General features: G+C 33.0%; 18 protein-coding genes. 17 read left to right on the top strand and 1 reads right to left on the bottom strand.

Features of this window, described 5'->3' with window-relative positions; all coding sequences use genetic code 11:
• Positions 1-24: 24 nt before the first annotated feature.
• Positions 25-1,020, top strand: coding sequence for a Gfo/Idh/MocA family protein (locus BN2390_RS18250; protein ID WP_053985742.1), 996 nt, complete (start codon positions 25-27; stop codon positions 1,018-1,020).
• On the opposite strand, the gene BN2390_RS18245 is transcribed toward BN2390_RS18250, so the two are convergent.
• Positions 1,012-1,644, bottom strand: coding sequence for a GNAT family N-acetyltransferase (locus BN2390_RS18245; protein ID WP_053986364.1), 633 nt, complete (start codon positions 1,642-1,644; stop codon positions 1,012-1,014). The two genes, BN2390_RS18250 and BN2390_RS18245, sit on opposite strands and share 9 nt — an antisense overlap.
• A 100-nt stretch (positions 1,645-1,744) precedes the next feature.
• Here BN2390_RS18245 and BN2390_RS18240 point away from each other — a divergent pair, with 100 nt between their 5' ends.
• The 16 genes from BN2390_RS18240 (at position 1,745) to BN2390_RS18170 (ending at position 15,740) form a co-directional block, all read left to right on the top strand.
• Positions 1,745-2,542: a MerR family transcriptional regulator gene (locus BN2390_RS18240; protein WP_053985741.1), complete on the top strand. Its 798-nt coding sequence runs from the start codon at positions 1,745-1,747 to the stop codon at positions 2,540-2,542.
• Positions 2,543-2,640: 98 nt separating this feature from the next.
• The gene (locus BN2390_RS18235; protein WP_053985740.1) at positions 2,641-3,105 is read left to right on the top strand and encodes a DUF3796 domain-containing protein; all 465 of its coding nucleotides are present in this window, start codon (positions 2,641-2,643) and stop codon (positions 3,103-3,105) included.
• Positions 3,098-3,301 (top strand): helix-turn-helix transcriptional regulator, encoded by a 204-nt coding sequence (locus BN2390_RS18230; protein ID WP_053985739.1) that lies wholly within the window; start codon positions 3,098-3,100, stop codon positions 3,299-3,301. Before BN2390_RS18235 ends, BN2390_RS18230 begins: the two co-directional genes overlap by 8 nt.
• A gap of 11 nt (positions 3,302-3,312) precedes the next feature.
• Positions 3,313-4,134 (top strand): MBL fold metallo-hydrolase, encoded by an 822-nt coding sequence (locus BN2390_RS18225; protein ID WP_053985738.1) that lies wholly within the window; start codon positions 3,313-3,315, stop codon positions 4,132-4,134.
• Between the two features lie 166 nt (positions 4,135-4,300).
• Positions 4,301-6,778 (top strand): hypothetical protein, encoded by a 2,478-nt coding sequence (locus BN2390_RS18220; RefSeq protein ID WP_053985737.1) that lies wholly within the window; start codon positions 4,301-4,303, stop codon positions 6,776-6,778.
• A gap of 214 nt (positions 6,779-6,992) precedes the next feature.
• Positions 6,993-7,334 carry a DUF6508 domain-containing protein gene (locus BN2390_RS18215; RefSeq protein WP_053985736.1) on the top strand — a complete coding sequence of 114 codons (342 nt, stop codon included), beginning with the start codon at positions 6,993-6,995 and terminating at the stop codon, positions 7,332-7,334.
• 420 nt (positions 7,335-7,754) lie between these two features.
• Positions 7,755-8,273, top strand: a complete 519-nt coding sequence (locus BN2390_RS18210) for a rubrerythrin family protein (RefSeq protein WP_053985735.1) — start codon at positions 7,755-7,757, stop codon at positions 8,271-8,273.
• A gap of 231 nt (positions 8,274-8,504) precedes the next feature.
• Positions 8,505-8,717 carry a FeoA family protein gene (locus BN2390_RS18205; RefSeq protein ID WP_053985734.1) on the top strand — a complete coding sequence of 71 codons (213 nt, stop codon included), beginning with the start codon at positions 8,505-8,507 and terminating at the stop codon, positions 8,715-8,717.
• A gap of 11 nt (positions 8,718-8,728) precedes the next feature.
• A complete protein-coding gene (locus BN2390_RS18200) occupies positions 8,729-8,947 on the top strand; it encodes a FeoA family protein (protein ID WP_053985733.1) in 219 nt (72 codons plus the stop codon).
• A gap of 12 nt (positions 8,948-8,959) precedes the next feature.
• On the top strand, positions 8,960-11,161 hold the full coding sequence (gene feoB / locus BN2390_RS18195; RefSeq protein ID WP_053985732.1) for a ferrous iron transport protein B: 2,202 nt from the start codon (positions 8,960-8,962) through the stop codon (positions 11,159-11,161).
• Complete coding sequence (locus tag BN2390_RS18190) at positions 11,161-11,577, top strand: Fur family transcriptional regulator (protein ID WP_053985731.1); 417 nt, start codon at positions 11,161-11,163, stop codon at positions 11,575-11,577. Before feoB ends, BN2390_RS18190 begins: the two co-directional genes overlap by 1 nt.
• A 7-nt stretch (positions 11,578-11,584) precedes the next feature.
• A complete protein-coding gene (locus tag BN2390_RS21820) occupies positions 11,585-11,743 on the top strand; it encodes a FeoB-associated Cys-rich membrane protein (protein WP_207642821.1) in 159 nt (52 codons plus the stop codon).
• Positions 11,744-11,756: 13 nt separating this feature from the next.
• Entirely contained in the window at positions 11,757-12,116 is a 360-nt protein-coding gene (locus BN2390_RS18185) for a metal-dependent transcriptional regulator (protein WP_198524945.1), read from the top strand.
• A 352-nt stretch (positions 12,117-12,468) separates the two neighbouring features.
• The gene (gene ahpC, locus BN2390_RS18180) at positions 12,469-13,032 is read left to right on the top strand and encodes an alkyl hydroperoxide reductase subunit C (protein WP_053985729.1); all 564 of its coding nucleotides are present in this window, start codon (positions 12,469-12,471) and stop codon (positions 13,030-13,032) included.
• Between the two features lie 121 nt (positions 13,033-13,153).
• Positions 13,154-14,824, top strand: a complete 1,671-nt coding sequence (locus tag BN2390_RS18175; protein WP_053985728.1) for an FAD-dependent oxidoreductase — start codon at positions 13,154-13,156, stop codon at positions 14,822-14,824.
• Between the two features lie 364 nt (positions 14,825-15,188).
• Positions 15,189-15,740: a DUF3793 family protein gene (locus BN2390_RS18170; RefSeq protein ID WP_053985727.1), complete on the top strand. Its 552-nt coding sequence runs from the start codon at positions 15,189-15,191 to the stop codon at positions 15,738-15,740.
• Positions 15,741-15,754: the final 14 nt, after the last annotated feature.

The following is a 15,754-nucleotide window of genomic DNA, read 5'->3' as shown; positions in this document are numbered from 1 at the left end:
AATAAAAAGTTTGAGGAGGTACTTATGAAGAAAATACGTTTTGCAATTGTTGGTACTAATATTATTACGGATCGCTTTATTGAAGGATTAAAAAAGGTAGAAGGCACAGAGCTTGTTGCTGTGTACTCAAGGACAGTAGATAGAGGAACTGATTTTGCCACTATGTATCAGATTCCACATGTTTTTACAGACTTAGAAGAAATGGCACAAAGTCCTTTAATTGATGCAGTATATATTGCATCACCTAATGCGTTACATGCTAAGCAAGCTATTTTGTTGATGGATCATGGTAAACATGTAATATGTGAAAAAGCATTTGCATCTAATGTAAAAGAAGTAGATGCAATGATACAAGCAGCTAAGAAAAATCAAGTATTTTTGATGGAAGCCATAAAAAATGTTCATGTACCTAATTTTAAAATTATAGAAGAGAATTTAAAAAAGATAGGTACTGTTCGTAAATATGTTGCAAGCTTTTGCCAGTATTCATCTCGCTATGATGCTTATAGAAGTGGAGATGTATTAAATGCCTTTAGACCAGAGTTATCTAATGGCGCATTAGTGGATATTGGTGTATACTGCATTGCACCTATGGTGCGGCTCTTTGGAAAACCAGAATATATTCAAGCTACTGGTTTTAAATTAGAATCAGGCGTAGATGGAGAAGGAAATATTAATTTTACTTATCCAACGATGAGTGCAACTATTCAATATTCTAAAATAAGTAATTCTAATTTACCTTCTGAAATTCAAGGAGAAGAGGGAACTATTTGTATTGAAAAGATTAGCCAGTGTCAAAAGGTGAGTTTGTACCCAAGAAAAGGTGAAAAAGTAGGTTTGAGTCAGCAAGATACTATAGATAATCTTTATGATGAAATACAGGATTTTGTAGATATGATTAGAACAAATAATATTCAGCAACAAGATAAATGGTTAGAAGAATCACGTATTGTTGTAGAGATTATGGAGGAAGCAAGAAAACAGATGGGTATACATTACCCAGCTGATGAACTAGTGTAATGTATACCCATAGAGATAAACACCTAAAATATCCTTGAAACCTTTGAAGGTTATATTCTTTTGCGCAAGACGTACGAATTTATGACTATCATAAAAACCATAATTACATCTTGTATCGGTATAGAGATAAAGAGAAGAAACTTGCTTTTGTTTCATATAGCCAAGAAGATAGGCAATTAGTGTTTTACCAATACCAAGGCCTCTAGATTCTTTGGCTACAATGAAAAGTTGAATACATCCACCAAAGGTATCTTCTTTGCCTTTTATAAGTTCTTTATAGACTGTTTGAATATGGGCAAACTGTTTGAGTGCCTGACGATTTGTTTTATTAGTCAGAAGAAGTTTTCCTATACTAGATAAGAGAGAGAAAATGTTATGAGATTTTATAAGACGTTTTTTCTCTCTTTTTGCTTGCCCCAAAATAAGTCCAATAACTTGATGGTCTTTTACAGCAACCTTACTAAAGGTACTTGCCATAATACAATCTTGTAAGTAGATATTTAAAACTTGGTTTAAGAATTTCTTATCTTTTATAAAGTCATCAAAGCCAAAAGCTTCATTAATGAGGGATTTGATACGTTCATAATCAGTTGGTCTTAATTCTCTATAGATTATGTTTGCCATTTTAATCATCCTTTCAAAATTCATATAGAATTTGTTAATATTGTGTATAATGAGCATAAAGTATCCCCTAAAGGGAGAGTCAATAAGGAAAGGAATTCAGATGCAAAATTTATTTTCAATAGGAGAAGTTGCAAAATTAAAGGACATTACCATAAAGGCGTTACGTTATTATCATAAAATGGGAATATTAGAGCCTCGCTTTATAGATGAACAAACAGGCTATCGTTATTATTCAATTGATCAATTGATTTATATAGATGTGATTAAAGGGGGGAGAGCTTTAGGAACAAGTATAGCTGAGCTACAAGAGATTTTTAAAGACTGTAATACAGATAAACTTCTTGACTTTTTACAGGTTAAAAAGCAAGAAGCAGAAACGACCATTGATAAGATGAATGAAATCATTGGATATATTGATGAACTTAATGAAACAGTACGCTATTCGAGAGGACTACTTAAACAAGATGAGATTTGCATTCAAAAAATGGAACCCCGTTATGTGGTTGTAGCACCTTGTAAAGAAGTAGGAAGTCTAAAAGAACTCCTTTATTACTCAGAATTAGAAAAGGTAGTTCAAGAATTACAAATAGAGGTTGCTATGGAAAGAGGTATATTATATGAGATGAATGAGCAGGGAGAAGCTGTACCAAAGTATGTATTTAATGAATTAGAGGATCAAAAGAATGTAAAGGTTACAGAAAAAATTAAATGTATACCTGGAGGTAAATATCTAACTTTAACTTATAGTAAAGACAATGAGGCAGAACAGACTAAGAAATTATTTGAATATGTTATTAAAAATGATATACAAGTTAAGCGTTTACTAGAAATAGAATTATTCAGTGATTTCTTTAATACAGAGGCTTATAATTGTCAACTCCAAATGCTTATTGAATAAATAAATTAAAATAAAAGTCTAGAAAATTATTGTAATATTCTATCAAGGTGATATAATTGTCACATAAAGAGACAAATATATCACTTTTGGAGGTGGATATGAGATTCATAGAGAATTTGAAAGAAGGCTTACAAGTTAAATTTGGCTTAAATGAGACAGGGAGTATTGCAAAAACACGTACAATATCTAAACATTTTGGATGGTTAGGATTTCTCGGATTTATGGGACCTATCATATATTCTTTTATAGGTTGGAGTGGAAGCTTAGCATTTTTAGTATTTTTTGGCTTCTTTGCCTTTTATTTTGAAGGAAAGATGTCTAATACATTAAGAGATGAACGTTTTATTGAAAATGAACGTCGAGCAGAACGTATAGCCTATCGTATAGGTATTATGATTATATTCTTAGCTTTAATTGGATGTATTAATTGGATAGAGCCATATGGGTATAAAGCAGCTTATACTTTTTTGATTACAATAATAGCTTTGGATTGGGCAGTAATATTAAATTTATCCTATGGACTATTATACTATTGGGATAAGAAGGAGAATAGCAATGAATGAGTTTCGCTGTGAGCTCAAGAAATACCGTCTAATCAAAGAGCTAACTCAAGAGCAATTGGCAGATCAAGTAGGCGTAAGAAGAGAAACCATTATGCGATTAGAAGCAGGTAAGTATAATCCTTCTTTGAAATTAGCCATAGATATTTCAAGGGTTGTTGAGACACCGATTGAAGCACTATTTATATTTGATGAATAGGGGGGAAAGAGATGAGAGTTGTAGGATTGTTAGAGAATACAACGTTGGATGAAAGTTTTGAGAGTAAGCATGGTTTATGCTTATATATAGAGACACCTAACCATCATATTTTATTTGATGTAGGGCCAGATGCAACTTTTATAGAAAATGCTAAGGCACTAAATATTAAAATTGAAGCAGTAGATACAGTTATTATTTCACATGGACATAATGATCATGGGGGAGGACTAGAGGCATTGTTTGAAGTGAATAAACAAGCTAAAGTTTATATACAAGAAAGTGCTTTTGAGCCTTATTTCTTAAATATACTTGGATTTAAGAAAAATATTGGTCTAGATGTACGTCTTAAATATCATCCCCAAGTTAAGTTATTAAAAGGTAATACACGTATAGATGAAGAGCTATTCTTATTTACAGACCCAAAGTTGAGTAGATACTTACCTGAAGGTAATAAGAAACTTCTGTCTAAGGCTAAGAAAGGTTATACACAAGATACATTTACTCATGAGCAAAATCTCATTTTATCCTTAGGAGAGCAACATATACTTGTGGCAGGTTGTGCACACCGTGGAATCATTAATATTATTGGAGAAGCAGAAAAGCAAATTCAAGATGCATTAGATGATGTGATAGGAGGATTTCACTTTATTAATCCTACAAGTTTTAAAGGCATGCCAACCGAGCAAATAGAAGCAGTAGGCAAAGTACTTAAGGAGACAGGATACCAGTATTATACTTGTCACTGTACAGGTGAGACAGGATATGAGATTCTAAGACAAGTAATGCGAGAACAAATAGGGTATATTCATACAGGAACAGATTTAATTTTATAAAATAAACAAAAGGCTGCTACTTTTTTTGTAGCATCCTTTTGTGGTTTTATGAGGTCTTATAAGGCTATTCTTTAGAAGCAAAGCATAAATTATAAAAAGAGGAAATGTAAATTATAAATAAAAAAGATAAGAGGGTGTGAGTGTAGTGAGATAGGAGGGAATCAATATGGACAAACGAGTAGCGAGATGGATTATAGCTATTATATTAGCCAGTGTATTGGTAGTTGCTGAATTATTCACATACATAGGTGGAATGGGTTATGTAATAACACATTTTAATGATGAGGCAGTAGCTGATTTACAAGTTGAAGAGGAAGAGGCAGAAGAAGTAGATATAAGTGGTTATGAAGCAGATTATAAAACTCTTAAAGAGGTTAAGAAGAATTTGCAGCAGGTGGTAGAAGGTAAACAACACTATTATGAAGTAAGTGCTGATGGACTTATTTATAATATAGAGATAAATCAAGGGCTAAGCTATGGTAGAAGTATAAAAAATGGCAGAGCTTATCTAATGGATTCTTTTGTAGCAGGAAAAATAACTGCGTTCTTTGTACCACTTCTACAAGAAGTAGAGATAGATCCAACAGGAAAAAGTCAATATATGATTATTGCACGAGATGGTGAAGAGATTACAAGGCTAACGCCTAAAGGAGAAGGTTTACAAAGTACATTAAAATTCATGCCAGAAACATTGGAAGAAGTGGGGAAGTGGCAGGCAGGATATTATACTTTTGAAGTGCACGTTGGAGATAGTTTTGCAATAAGGCAAACTCTTTTTAAGGAGGCTAATAAGCTTAAGGTATTATTAGTACCCATAAAAGGGCGATTTGGGGATGAAATTAGGGTGTTAGAAGGTACATGGCAGGAGGCTTTGAACTTTACCAAGAAAGTATATCCACTAGGAGAAGAGGATTTAATTTATGAGATAAGAGAAGAATTAGATCTTTCAGACAAACGCTATGATCTATACACAGATAGTGGGCTATATCATGTATGGAATATATTAAATAAACTTCAAACAAAAGAAAAAGAATATGATGTTATTATCGGTTTTGTAAGGAGCCCTCAAGGGCCAGAACAACAGTATAAGGGTTATACAATGGGAGCACCAGCAGTCATTGCCATGGAGGAAAATCCAGAAATAGAAATGATTGTGGCACATGAAATGGCACATTGCTTTGAAATAGGTGATGAGTACTGGGAGGGCAGCTTTAATATGGAAGTCAATCCACCACCCTATGAAATGAATGGGTATGATTGGCATGATGAAGAGATATGTGTTACAAGTTATAAAAGTTTTATAACTAGTGGAAATGATAGAGGGAGTCTAGCAACAGGAACAGTTATTGAACAAGGACAAAGGCCTATAGATTTAAGCTATAAAAATTTAGAAATGTCATATCTCAATGAAGTTGTTACAAGCTTTATGGGGACAGGAAGTAGTGATCTAAAAGATTACTGGATTACTTCAGCAGTATGGGAGCAACTTTACCATGTGTTTACTGAAGATGAAATATTAGAAAGTTCCATAGGAGAATTAGCGGTGACTTGTGAAGGCTGCTATAGAGAAGTTGATTTACAAGATTATAAATGGCTAGCTTATTGTAGTAAGGAAGATAACTATACAAAGTTTAATATAGAAGAGACTGAAGAAGATTATAGATGTAGTAAGTGTAAACAAAAAGAGTTAGCAAATGAAGACAATGTCTACTTAGAATGTCCTAATTGTCATACTTTGAATACATTGTCACAGATATTGAAATGGGCTACGGGTATAGAAGAAGGAAGAAAGATAGAACCAACTTATAATGTTTTACAAATAAGAGGTAACTTAAATAAGAATAATGAGTTTATCACTGAATGCTGGTGGAGCAAACAAGAGGCTTTAAATGAGCTAGAGGCACAAAAAAACGGAAATTATCAAGTACAGATATTAGATAAGTCGGGAGTATGTTTACAAAAGAGAGATTTTGATGTAAAGAATGGAAAAGTAGAAGTAGATATAATATACCCGCCTGTAACTCATAAAGTGAGGCTACTAGATAGAGATAAAGTATTCTATGAAAGAGAAGTCTCAGAAAATGAGCCTACTGTAGACGTTTGGAGTATAGAACCAGGGCAAACATTATCAGGAGAACAGATGATAAGTTGGAGAGGAAAAGACTTAGATCAAGATACACTTCATTATACTGTTTGGTATGATAGTGAATACGAACATCGCTTGTTAATAGAAGATACAACTAAAGAAAGTTTAACAATAGACTTAGATACTATGCCTGGAAGTTGGTATTCTTATATAACAGTAAAGGTATCAGATGGTATGGGAGAGAGCATAGGGTATAGCGCCCATTTTCAAGTAGCTTATAAAGCACCAGAGATATTAACGGTTCCAGAAGATACCTATAAATTTAAACGATCTGATCCTGTTGAGATAAGTGTGGAAGTGTATGACATACAAGAAGGTCATTTAGATAAGGAAGAAATGGTTTGGAGAGACTATAAGGGAAAAGAAGTTGGAATAGGGAATACATTATATTTGCAGCCCTACACATTAGAGGTTGGTGTATATGAATATACCTTTACAGTAACAAATATAGGTGGAGAAATAGCACAAGTATACTATGTTGTAGAAATAAGTGAATAAATATTGTACAAATTGTACGAAAATAAAATTCTTAAAAGTATTAAAAAATTAGATAATAATACCATAAACAGTGATGAAAAAATATTATAATTTTATAATGAAAATTATAAAATTATCTGATATAATCTATATTATTATTTTATATTTTGATTTATAAAGGTGTAATTTTAGTAAACATGCTAAAAAATCTTAAAACCATCAGGGGGACTAATTTATGAACAACTGTAAAGTGCTATTTAAATTTATTCCGTATTTTGAAGATTCAACTGTAATTAGTTTAGGTTACAGACAACAAGATGATGAAATTACATCTTTTGTTGACGAAGTGTATCAATGTGGTATATTGAACAAAGATTATTTAAAGATTTTACAAGAAGTAGACCCAACGGGGGAATACGAAAAATTAATCTTTGAAGCTGATTATGAAACACTACGTGTACTTATAAGTTTCTATGTATGTCAAAGAAATTTTGCTTCAACACTTTGGGAAACACCAATCAAAGATAAGACTTTTTTACGTATATTATATCGATTACGTACAGTATTAGGGGAATAAAGAAAAATAAAAGGATGGAGATTCAACGACTCTATCCTTTTAATATGCACCAAAAAGGTATTAAAAAAGCAGATTAGTGAGGGACTAATCTGCTTTTTTAGGCTTATACACATCTATGTTTATATTTGAAAGCTATAGAGTATTTGTTTGGGGAGTACTCTACGCATTAGGGAAGTAATTAGTATATGTAAGATGTGAATAAGCCTCTAGTTAAAAGTAGGTAAGACAGGGGAATGTCTTACAACGTCAGAATAGCATACATTGTATAGTGCGTCAAGTGTACTATTTTCAGCATATATTGCTAAAAAATAATGATTTATATACTAAATAGATTGTTTTGAATAAAATTGACTAGACTTTTATATGGTGTTAGACTAGTGATAATAAATATTAGTTAATATAAAATAGGAGGAAAGTATTATGAATTTAAAAGGTACACAAACAGAAAAAAATTTAAAGGCTGCATTAGCAGGAGAATCAATGGCTAGAAATCGCTATACCTTTTTTGCAGAACGTGCAAGAGAAGAAGGTATTGATGAGGCTGCTGAATTTTTCGAGCGTTTAGCAAAAAATGAAAAAGAACATGCTAGGCTATGGTTCAAATTGCTATATGGAGAAGCTTTAGATACAATGGAAAACATGAAAATAGCGGCACAAGGTGAGCATGAAGAATGGACAGATATGTATGTAAGATTTGCAGATCAAGCAAGAGAAGAAGGTTTTCATGAAATAGCAAAATTATTTACAGAGGTTAAGCGTATTGAACGTAATCATGAAAGAGAAAATATAAAAATCATGCAACGTATTCAAAGTGGAGAAGAAAAGAAAAAAGAAGTTGAGTCTAACTTATGGGTATGCGGTCATTGTGGATTTTCAATTGAATCGAGTGATAGGCTTGAAGCGTGTCCATTATGCAAGCATACGATTATAGGGCTATAATACTATACACCTACATATAAAAATGATTAATAAAAAGATATACTTATAAAAAGGAGAGATGAACTACTTAAGTAGTTCATCTCTCCTTTTTGTATTAACGTGTTAAAGTTTGAAAAAATATAAAAATAGTATAAATGATAAAATTTATCAATTAGTATATTGACTTCGGGTTAGTCTAGACTTACTATAAAAGTAAGAAATTGAAAATTAATATCAAAAAGAGGTGGTGTTATGCCCTTGGCATTAGCTAGTTTGGGAGAGATTAGAACCATAGTAGGGTTCATAGGAAAGGATGAAATAAGGAAACATTTAAATAATCTAGGATTTATAAAGGGTGAGCAGGTACAAATTCTAGGAGAAAATCAAAGTGGAATGATAGTATTAGTCAAAGATGTAAGAGTGGCTTTAAATAAAGGACTTATGTCAAAAATTATGGTTGAATAGGAGGAAGAAAAATGACATTAAAAGAGCTTAAGCCTGGAGAAGAAGGTGTAGTTATAGGGCTAGGTACAAAGGGACCTATAAGAAGAAGACTTATGGATATGGGTGTAACACCGGGAGTAGCAATAAAGATTATTAAGGTTGCACCACTAGGTGACCCAATAGAAGTTAACATACGTGGATATGAACTGAGTATAAGAAAAGAAGAAGCAAGACAAATAGAAATTCAATAGGGGGATAGGGAGATGGCAATAACAATTGCATTAGCAGGCAATCCAAACTGTGGTAAGACCACACTTTTTAATGAATTAACGGGGGCTAAACAACATGTTGGGAATTGGCCTGGTGTTACAGTAGATAAAAAGCAAGGAACATATAAGAAGGATAAAGGTATTACAATTTTAGATTTACCAGGGACATATTCTTTGTCACCATATTCAGCTGAAGAAATTATTGCGAGAGACTACATTGTTAAGGAGAAGCCAGATGTAGTCATTAATATTGTAGATGGAACAAGTGTTGAAAGGAATTTATATTTAAGCTTACAAATTGCAGAAACAAAGATCCCAATGGTAATGGCCATTAATATGATGGACGAAGTAGAAGCTAAGGGGGACAAAATAGACTTTAAGAAGCTTAGTGAACTTTGGGGAGGTATACCGATTATACCCATTGTAGCAAGAAGTGGAAAAGGTATTCATGAGCTTGTAGAGGCTGCTAAGCAAGTAGCAAAACAGACACAGCTAATAAAACGGTTAGATGTTTTTGATGAAGTAATAACACATGGTCTTGATAATATAGAAATGTTGTTAAGCCATTTAGATGAGAGGGAAAGGGAATGGACAGCAATCAAGCTCCTTGAAGGAGATGAGATTGTAACGCAGACTCTAGATAAGGCTTACAAAGCACAAATAGAGGCTGTTATCAAAGATCTTGAACAAGAAGAAACGTTAGATTTAGAATCTAAAATCGCAGATCTTAGATATCAATGGATTGGAAAAGTAGTTCATCAAACTGTTAAAAGAAAGTCTATTGGGCACGTAGAAACAAAGTCAGATAAATTAGATAAAATACTTACCAATCGTATATTAGCACTGCCTATTTTCGCTGGAGTAATGTACTTATTATTCGCTTGTACTTTTAGTGAAAACTTCTTATTTATAGAAGGCTTACCTAGTCCGGGTGTATGGCTTGCTGGTTTAGCCGAAAGTATATGGGAGACAATTAGTGGTGTTGTAGAGGGGTTAGTAGTCAGTGCATCCCCATGGGCAAGTTCTCTTGTAATGGATGGCATTATGGGAGGGATTGGAGCAGTTATAGGCTTTATTCCACTTGTACTTGTACTTTACATATTAATTTCTTTCTTAGAAGACAGTGGATATATGGCCAGAGTTGCCTTTGTGATGGATCGACTTTTTCGTAAATTTGGATTATCTGGAAGGTCTTTTATACCTCTTCTTATGGGGTTTGGATGTGGAGTACCTGCGATCATGGCAACAAGGACGTTAGACTCAGAAAAAGATCGTAAGATTACAACAATGATTACTGGTTTTATGCCATGTGGTGCAAAGCTTCCTATCTTTGCAATGTTTGTTTCTATTTTCTTTTCAGACCAAAATAAAACATTAGTAACGTATTCAATCTATATGCTAAGTATTATCGTTGCTATTGTAGTTTCACTATTACTGAATAAGTTTGTATATAAATCAGGTACATCTAATTTTGTAATGGAGCTTCCTCAATATCGTATCCCAACTTTAAAAAGTATTGGAATTCATGGATGGGAGAAGGTTAAAGGCTTTGCAATAAAGGCAGGAACCATTATTCTTCTTTCTACTATTCTTATTTGGTTATTATCAAACTTTAATATTAACTCTTTTAACGGTGTAAATAAGGCTCAGAATGAAGATCAAAGTATTATGTGTGAAATGGATGAAAGTTTTTTAGCTTCAGTAGGAAGCGCAGTAGCTCCAATATTCAAGCCGTTAGGATTTGGTGAGTGGCGTCCGGCCGTTGGAATTGCAACAGGATGGATAGCAAAAGAGATGGTTGTTGTGACACTGTCTCAACTTTATGACGAAGATGTCACACCAGAATATTTAGAAAGCTACTTTGGTCAGTATAGTCCAGAGAAGTTGGAAGAAATAGGGTTTGAAGAAGGTATCTACAATGCAGAGAGAGCAGCAGACTTATATGCTGAAGTAATTTTATTTGAAGGTAATGATGAAAATGCATTGGCAACGTTAAAAAAGGATATTCCAACTAAAGCAGGAGCATATGCCTATATGATCTTCAACTTATTATGTATGCCTTGTTTTGCAGCTGTAGGAGCAATGAAGCGTGAACTTAAAACTTGGCGTGCTACAGGTGCAGCGATAGGCGTACAAATGCTAACAGCTTATGTTGTTGCACTTTTAGTTAATGTAATAGGAAGTGTTATGATCTAATGAAACAAGAAAAGCGAGAATGTATCATAGAGGCATTACGCGAGAAAGGACATCGTTTAACTTCACAAAGAAAGTTTATATTAGATGTCATTTTAGAAGATGAATGTTGTTCATGTAAAGAAATTCATTATAAAGTAATTAAAAAAGATCCAACTATTGGTATTGCAACAGTTTATAGAATGGTTAATACTCTTGAGGAATTGGGTGCTATTGATAGAAAAAACTTATATCATGTTTCTATAGAATCTTTAGAAGAAGACATATGTCCACAAATTGTCTTAGTAGATGAAAAACAAATTATACAATTAGATAAAGCAGAGTGGTATTGGATGCTTTTAGATTCACTTAAGTATAGAGGTTACCTAAAAGATGAATGTATATCTATCGTTATAAAAAAAGAATCTAGAAAGAAGTGAAATGAGTATGATTGATTATATAATAGGAATAGGTGTATTTAGCCTTGTATGTGTTATAGTTGTAAAACTTATTAATAGACATAAAAAAGGAGCACCTACAGGATGTGGCTGTGGATGTAGGGAGTGCCCAGTGGGAAAAACATGTAATACCAAGAGAAAAGTATGAAGGAGTAGAGATGATGAATCAAGCAGATAAAAGGTATTTAGAGGCTATTTACATCATCAGTATGAGACATGAACATATTCGAGCGGTTGATATTGCTAAGAAAGTTAAAGTAACAAGAGCCAGTGTAAGTCGTGCGATAAAAAGATTAGAAGAACAAAAGCTTATTTGCGTAGAAAATAAAAGTATTACTCTAACGAAGATAGGCTTAGAAAAAGCACGTAAGGTTTATTATAAGCAAGTATTACTTGAACATTTTTTTGCTAAGGTTATTAATGTATCAGAAGAAGTTGCCCAAAAAGATGCAGAGGGTATCAAACATTATATAAGTGATGAGGTTTGTTTAAATATACAAAAGTTTTTATTAGACTGGTAAGTGAGAAATAATATCAATAAAGTTATTGATAACTGTTTTCAAAAATAGTATAATGATTATATCGCATATGACATACATTATATACGCATTACTAATAACCTCCATTGTTAGTAATCAAAGGCGCTAGCTATAACTAGCGCCTTTTTTTGTAAGAAAGTTATGTTTTCAATGATCTAAAACATAGCAGGAAAAGTATTATACTCTATCTGCATGCTAATAGAAATAAAGTGAATGAAAAATATAAAAATATACTTGACAAAACAGTAAATAAGAATTATTATTAGTTATATAAATGATAACTAATATCAAAAAGAAATAAATATCAAGATTTATAATATAAAGGAGAATAGATATGTCATTAATTAATACAAGGGTTGAAGATTTTAAGGTACAAGCTTATCACAATGGAGCGTTCGTAGAGGTAACATCAGAATCTATTAAAGGACAATGGTCAGTATTTGTATTTTACCCAGCAGATTTTACATTTGTTTGTCCAACAGAATTAGGGGATTTAGCAGATCACTATGAAGAGTTCAAAAAAATTGGATGTGAAGTTTACTCTATTTCAACAGATACACATTTTGTGCATAAAGCATGGGCGGATGCTTCAGAAACAATTGGAAAAATCCAATATCCAATGTTAGCAGACCCAACAGCAAAACTTGCAAGAGCATTTGGCGTACTTATTGAAGAAGAAGGATTAGCTTTAAGAGGTTCATTTGTAATTAATCCAGAAGGACAAATCAAAGCTTATGAAATCCATGACAAAGGGATTGGTAGAAAAGCAGAAGAATTATTAAGAAAAGTACAAGCAGCTCAATTTGTTGCAGAACATGGAGATCAAGTTTGTCCAGCTAAATGGCAACCAGGTGCTGAAACTTTAACACCAAGTTTAGACTTAGTAGGTAAACTATAAGAATAGAATATGAGAAATAGATGAGGGGCTGTTAGATGAAACAGCCCCCTTATTTCACTATAAGATAAAAGATGCTATTAAGTTATATAGAGTATTACATAGATAAAAGGAGGATAGGAAAATGGAAACAAATTATGATTTGATTATTGTTGGAGGTGGACCAGCAGGACTTAGTGCAGCAATCTATGCGGGGAGAGCAAAATTAAAGACACTTATTATTGAAAAAGATGAATGGGGTGGACAAGTAAATAAAACTTATGAGGTTGCTAATTATCCAGGTATTAGAGGTGGGAAAGGACCACATATGATGGAAGAGATGCGTAAGCAAGCACAGGACTTCAAGGTTCATTTCATGCATGCAGAAGTAATTAAGACTCAACTTGATAGTGATATGAAAGTAATTCTTACAGACAAGGGAGAACTTAAAGCTTATGCACTCATTATTGCTACAGGTGCCAGCCCTAGAAAATTGGGATTTAAAGGGGAATTTGAGTTTACAGGTAGAGGTGTAGCCTATTGTTCAACCTGTGATGGTCAATTATTTGAAGGGCTTGAGGTTTTTGTTATCGGTGCAGGATTTGCAGCAGCAGAAGAAGCCATATTTTTAACAAAGTATGCAAAAAAGGTTATGGTCATTGCCAGAGAACCAGAATTTACTTGTGCCAAGTCTATAGCAGATAAAGTACTTGCACATCCAAAAGTAGAAGTGATGTTTAATACAGAACTTACAGAAGTTGGTGGAGATGAGCTTTTAAACTATGCACATTTTATTAATAACCAGACGCAGGAAAGATTTATGTATAAAGCAAATGAAACGGATGGTACATTTGGAGTCTTTGTCTTTGTTGGATATGCACCTCAAAGTGGTTTGTTTAAAGACGTGTTAGAGACAGATGAGTACGGTTATTTAAAAACGAATGAGCATATGAAAACAAGAATATCAGGTGTATATGTTGCAGGTGATTTAAGACCAAAACAATTACGTCAGATAGTAACAGCTGTTGCAGATGGTGCAATAGCTGCTACATCTGCCGAGAAGTATATCAGCAGCCTCAAAGAAAAGCTAGGAATCGTTACAGAGGAGGTAGAGGGAAATCAAGTACAGGTAAATGGAGCCAATCACTCTAATGCTATAGAAAAAATATCTAAACGTAGAAGCCAGTTATTAACAGATGCCTTATGTGAGCAAATAAAAGAGATTTTAAAACGTGTGGAAAAACAAGTAACACTCATAACCATTGTAGATGAGCAAAATCAAAAGTCTATTGAGCTAAGAGATCTTTTACTAGATTTAGCTGAGCTCGGTGAAAAAATTGAATGTAAAGTATATGCACGTGGAGAAAATAGTGAAGTAGAGCAAGCTATCCAGGCAGATAAATATCCGATTGTTGCCTTATTAAATGAAAAAGGCCAGTACAGTGGTGTCAAGTTCCACGGAGTACCTGGTGGACATGAACTCAATTCATTTATCCTAGCATTGTATAATTTAGGTGGACAAGGTCAGGCAATAACATCAGAGCAATTAGAGGTAATAAAAACATTAGATAAGCCAACTAATATTAAGATTTGTGTATCGTTATCTTGCCACTTGTGTCCAGATGTAGTAGTAAGTGCACAACGTATTGCAATAGAGAATGAATATGTAGAGGCAGAGATGATTGATCTAGCTAACTTTAAAGCAATCAAAGATGAATATAAGATTATGAGTGTACCAGCAATCATTATTAATGATGAAAAAGTATATTTTGGTGCTAAGAAGTTAGATGAGATTCTTAGTCTATTAAAGGATTAAGTGAGAAATAATATCAATAAATATATTGAAAGTTATTATCAATTATGCTATTCTAAGGGTGTACAAACATATGCAAAATATATTGAGATTATTAATACCTCCAGTATTAATAACGCTAAGTTAGGATGAGGAAGATTGCCCTCTTTCTTATCCAAGAAATTTGTGCAAATAATTAAAGCAAGTTGTAAAAAGGAACAGTAGTCTATATGAGTGGATATAGACTACTGTTCCTTTTTTGTGAATAAAAACATAAACTCTATTTTATTAAATGAGAAAAAATATCAAAATGATTGACATTTTAATTGAGATGAATTATCATATTTAATATAAATGAAAATAGTTATCAAAATTAAGAGGTGGTAAAATGTCAGAAGAAATACTTGTAACACATTGTTCGCCAACACTTGCGGACATGAAAACAGGAAACTTATTTAATTGTAAATGTGATTCGGAATGTGAAGTTAAAGAGCAAATTGAACAATGGAATAAAGTATTAAACCCTAAAGGGGTAAGTATGACATTACTACGTACGATGAAAGACCGTGCTTTGGTATATGTATATCGCCCTAAAAGATTGGAGTTAGATATGAAAAGAGAAGAGGCACAGTGCTTTTTAAGAGATCAAGGTTATCAAAATCATTGCACAGATGAGTGTATCAAGCATTTAGCAACTAGACTCTGTAGTTGTGAGGAATTTCCACATGAAATAGGATTGTTTCTTGGGTATCCAATAGAGGATGTAAAAGGCTTCATTGAAAACAAAGGTAAGAATTGTAAATGTGTAGGATACTGGAAAGTTTATTTTGATGAACAAGAAGCACAAAGAACTTTTGAAAAATATAGAAGATGTACGAAGATTTATCGGAGAAAATTACAAGAAGGACGTTCAGTAGAGCGGCTTACTGTAAGTGCTTGAGAATGTTATAGAAA

The sequence above is a fragment of the Niameybacter massiliensis genome, from assembly GCF_001282685.1.
Taxonomy (GTDB): domain Bacteria; phylum Bacillota; class Clostridia; order Lachnospirales; family Cellulosilyticaceae; genus Holtiella; species Holtiella tumoricola.
The sequence above is the reverse complement of the archived record's forward strand: the minus strand, read 5'-3'. Positions and strand labels throughout refer to the sequence as shown.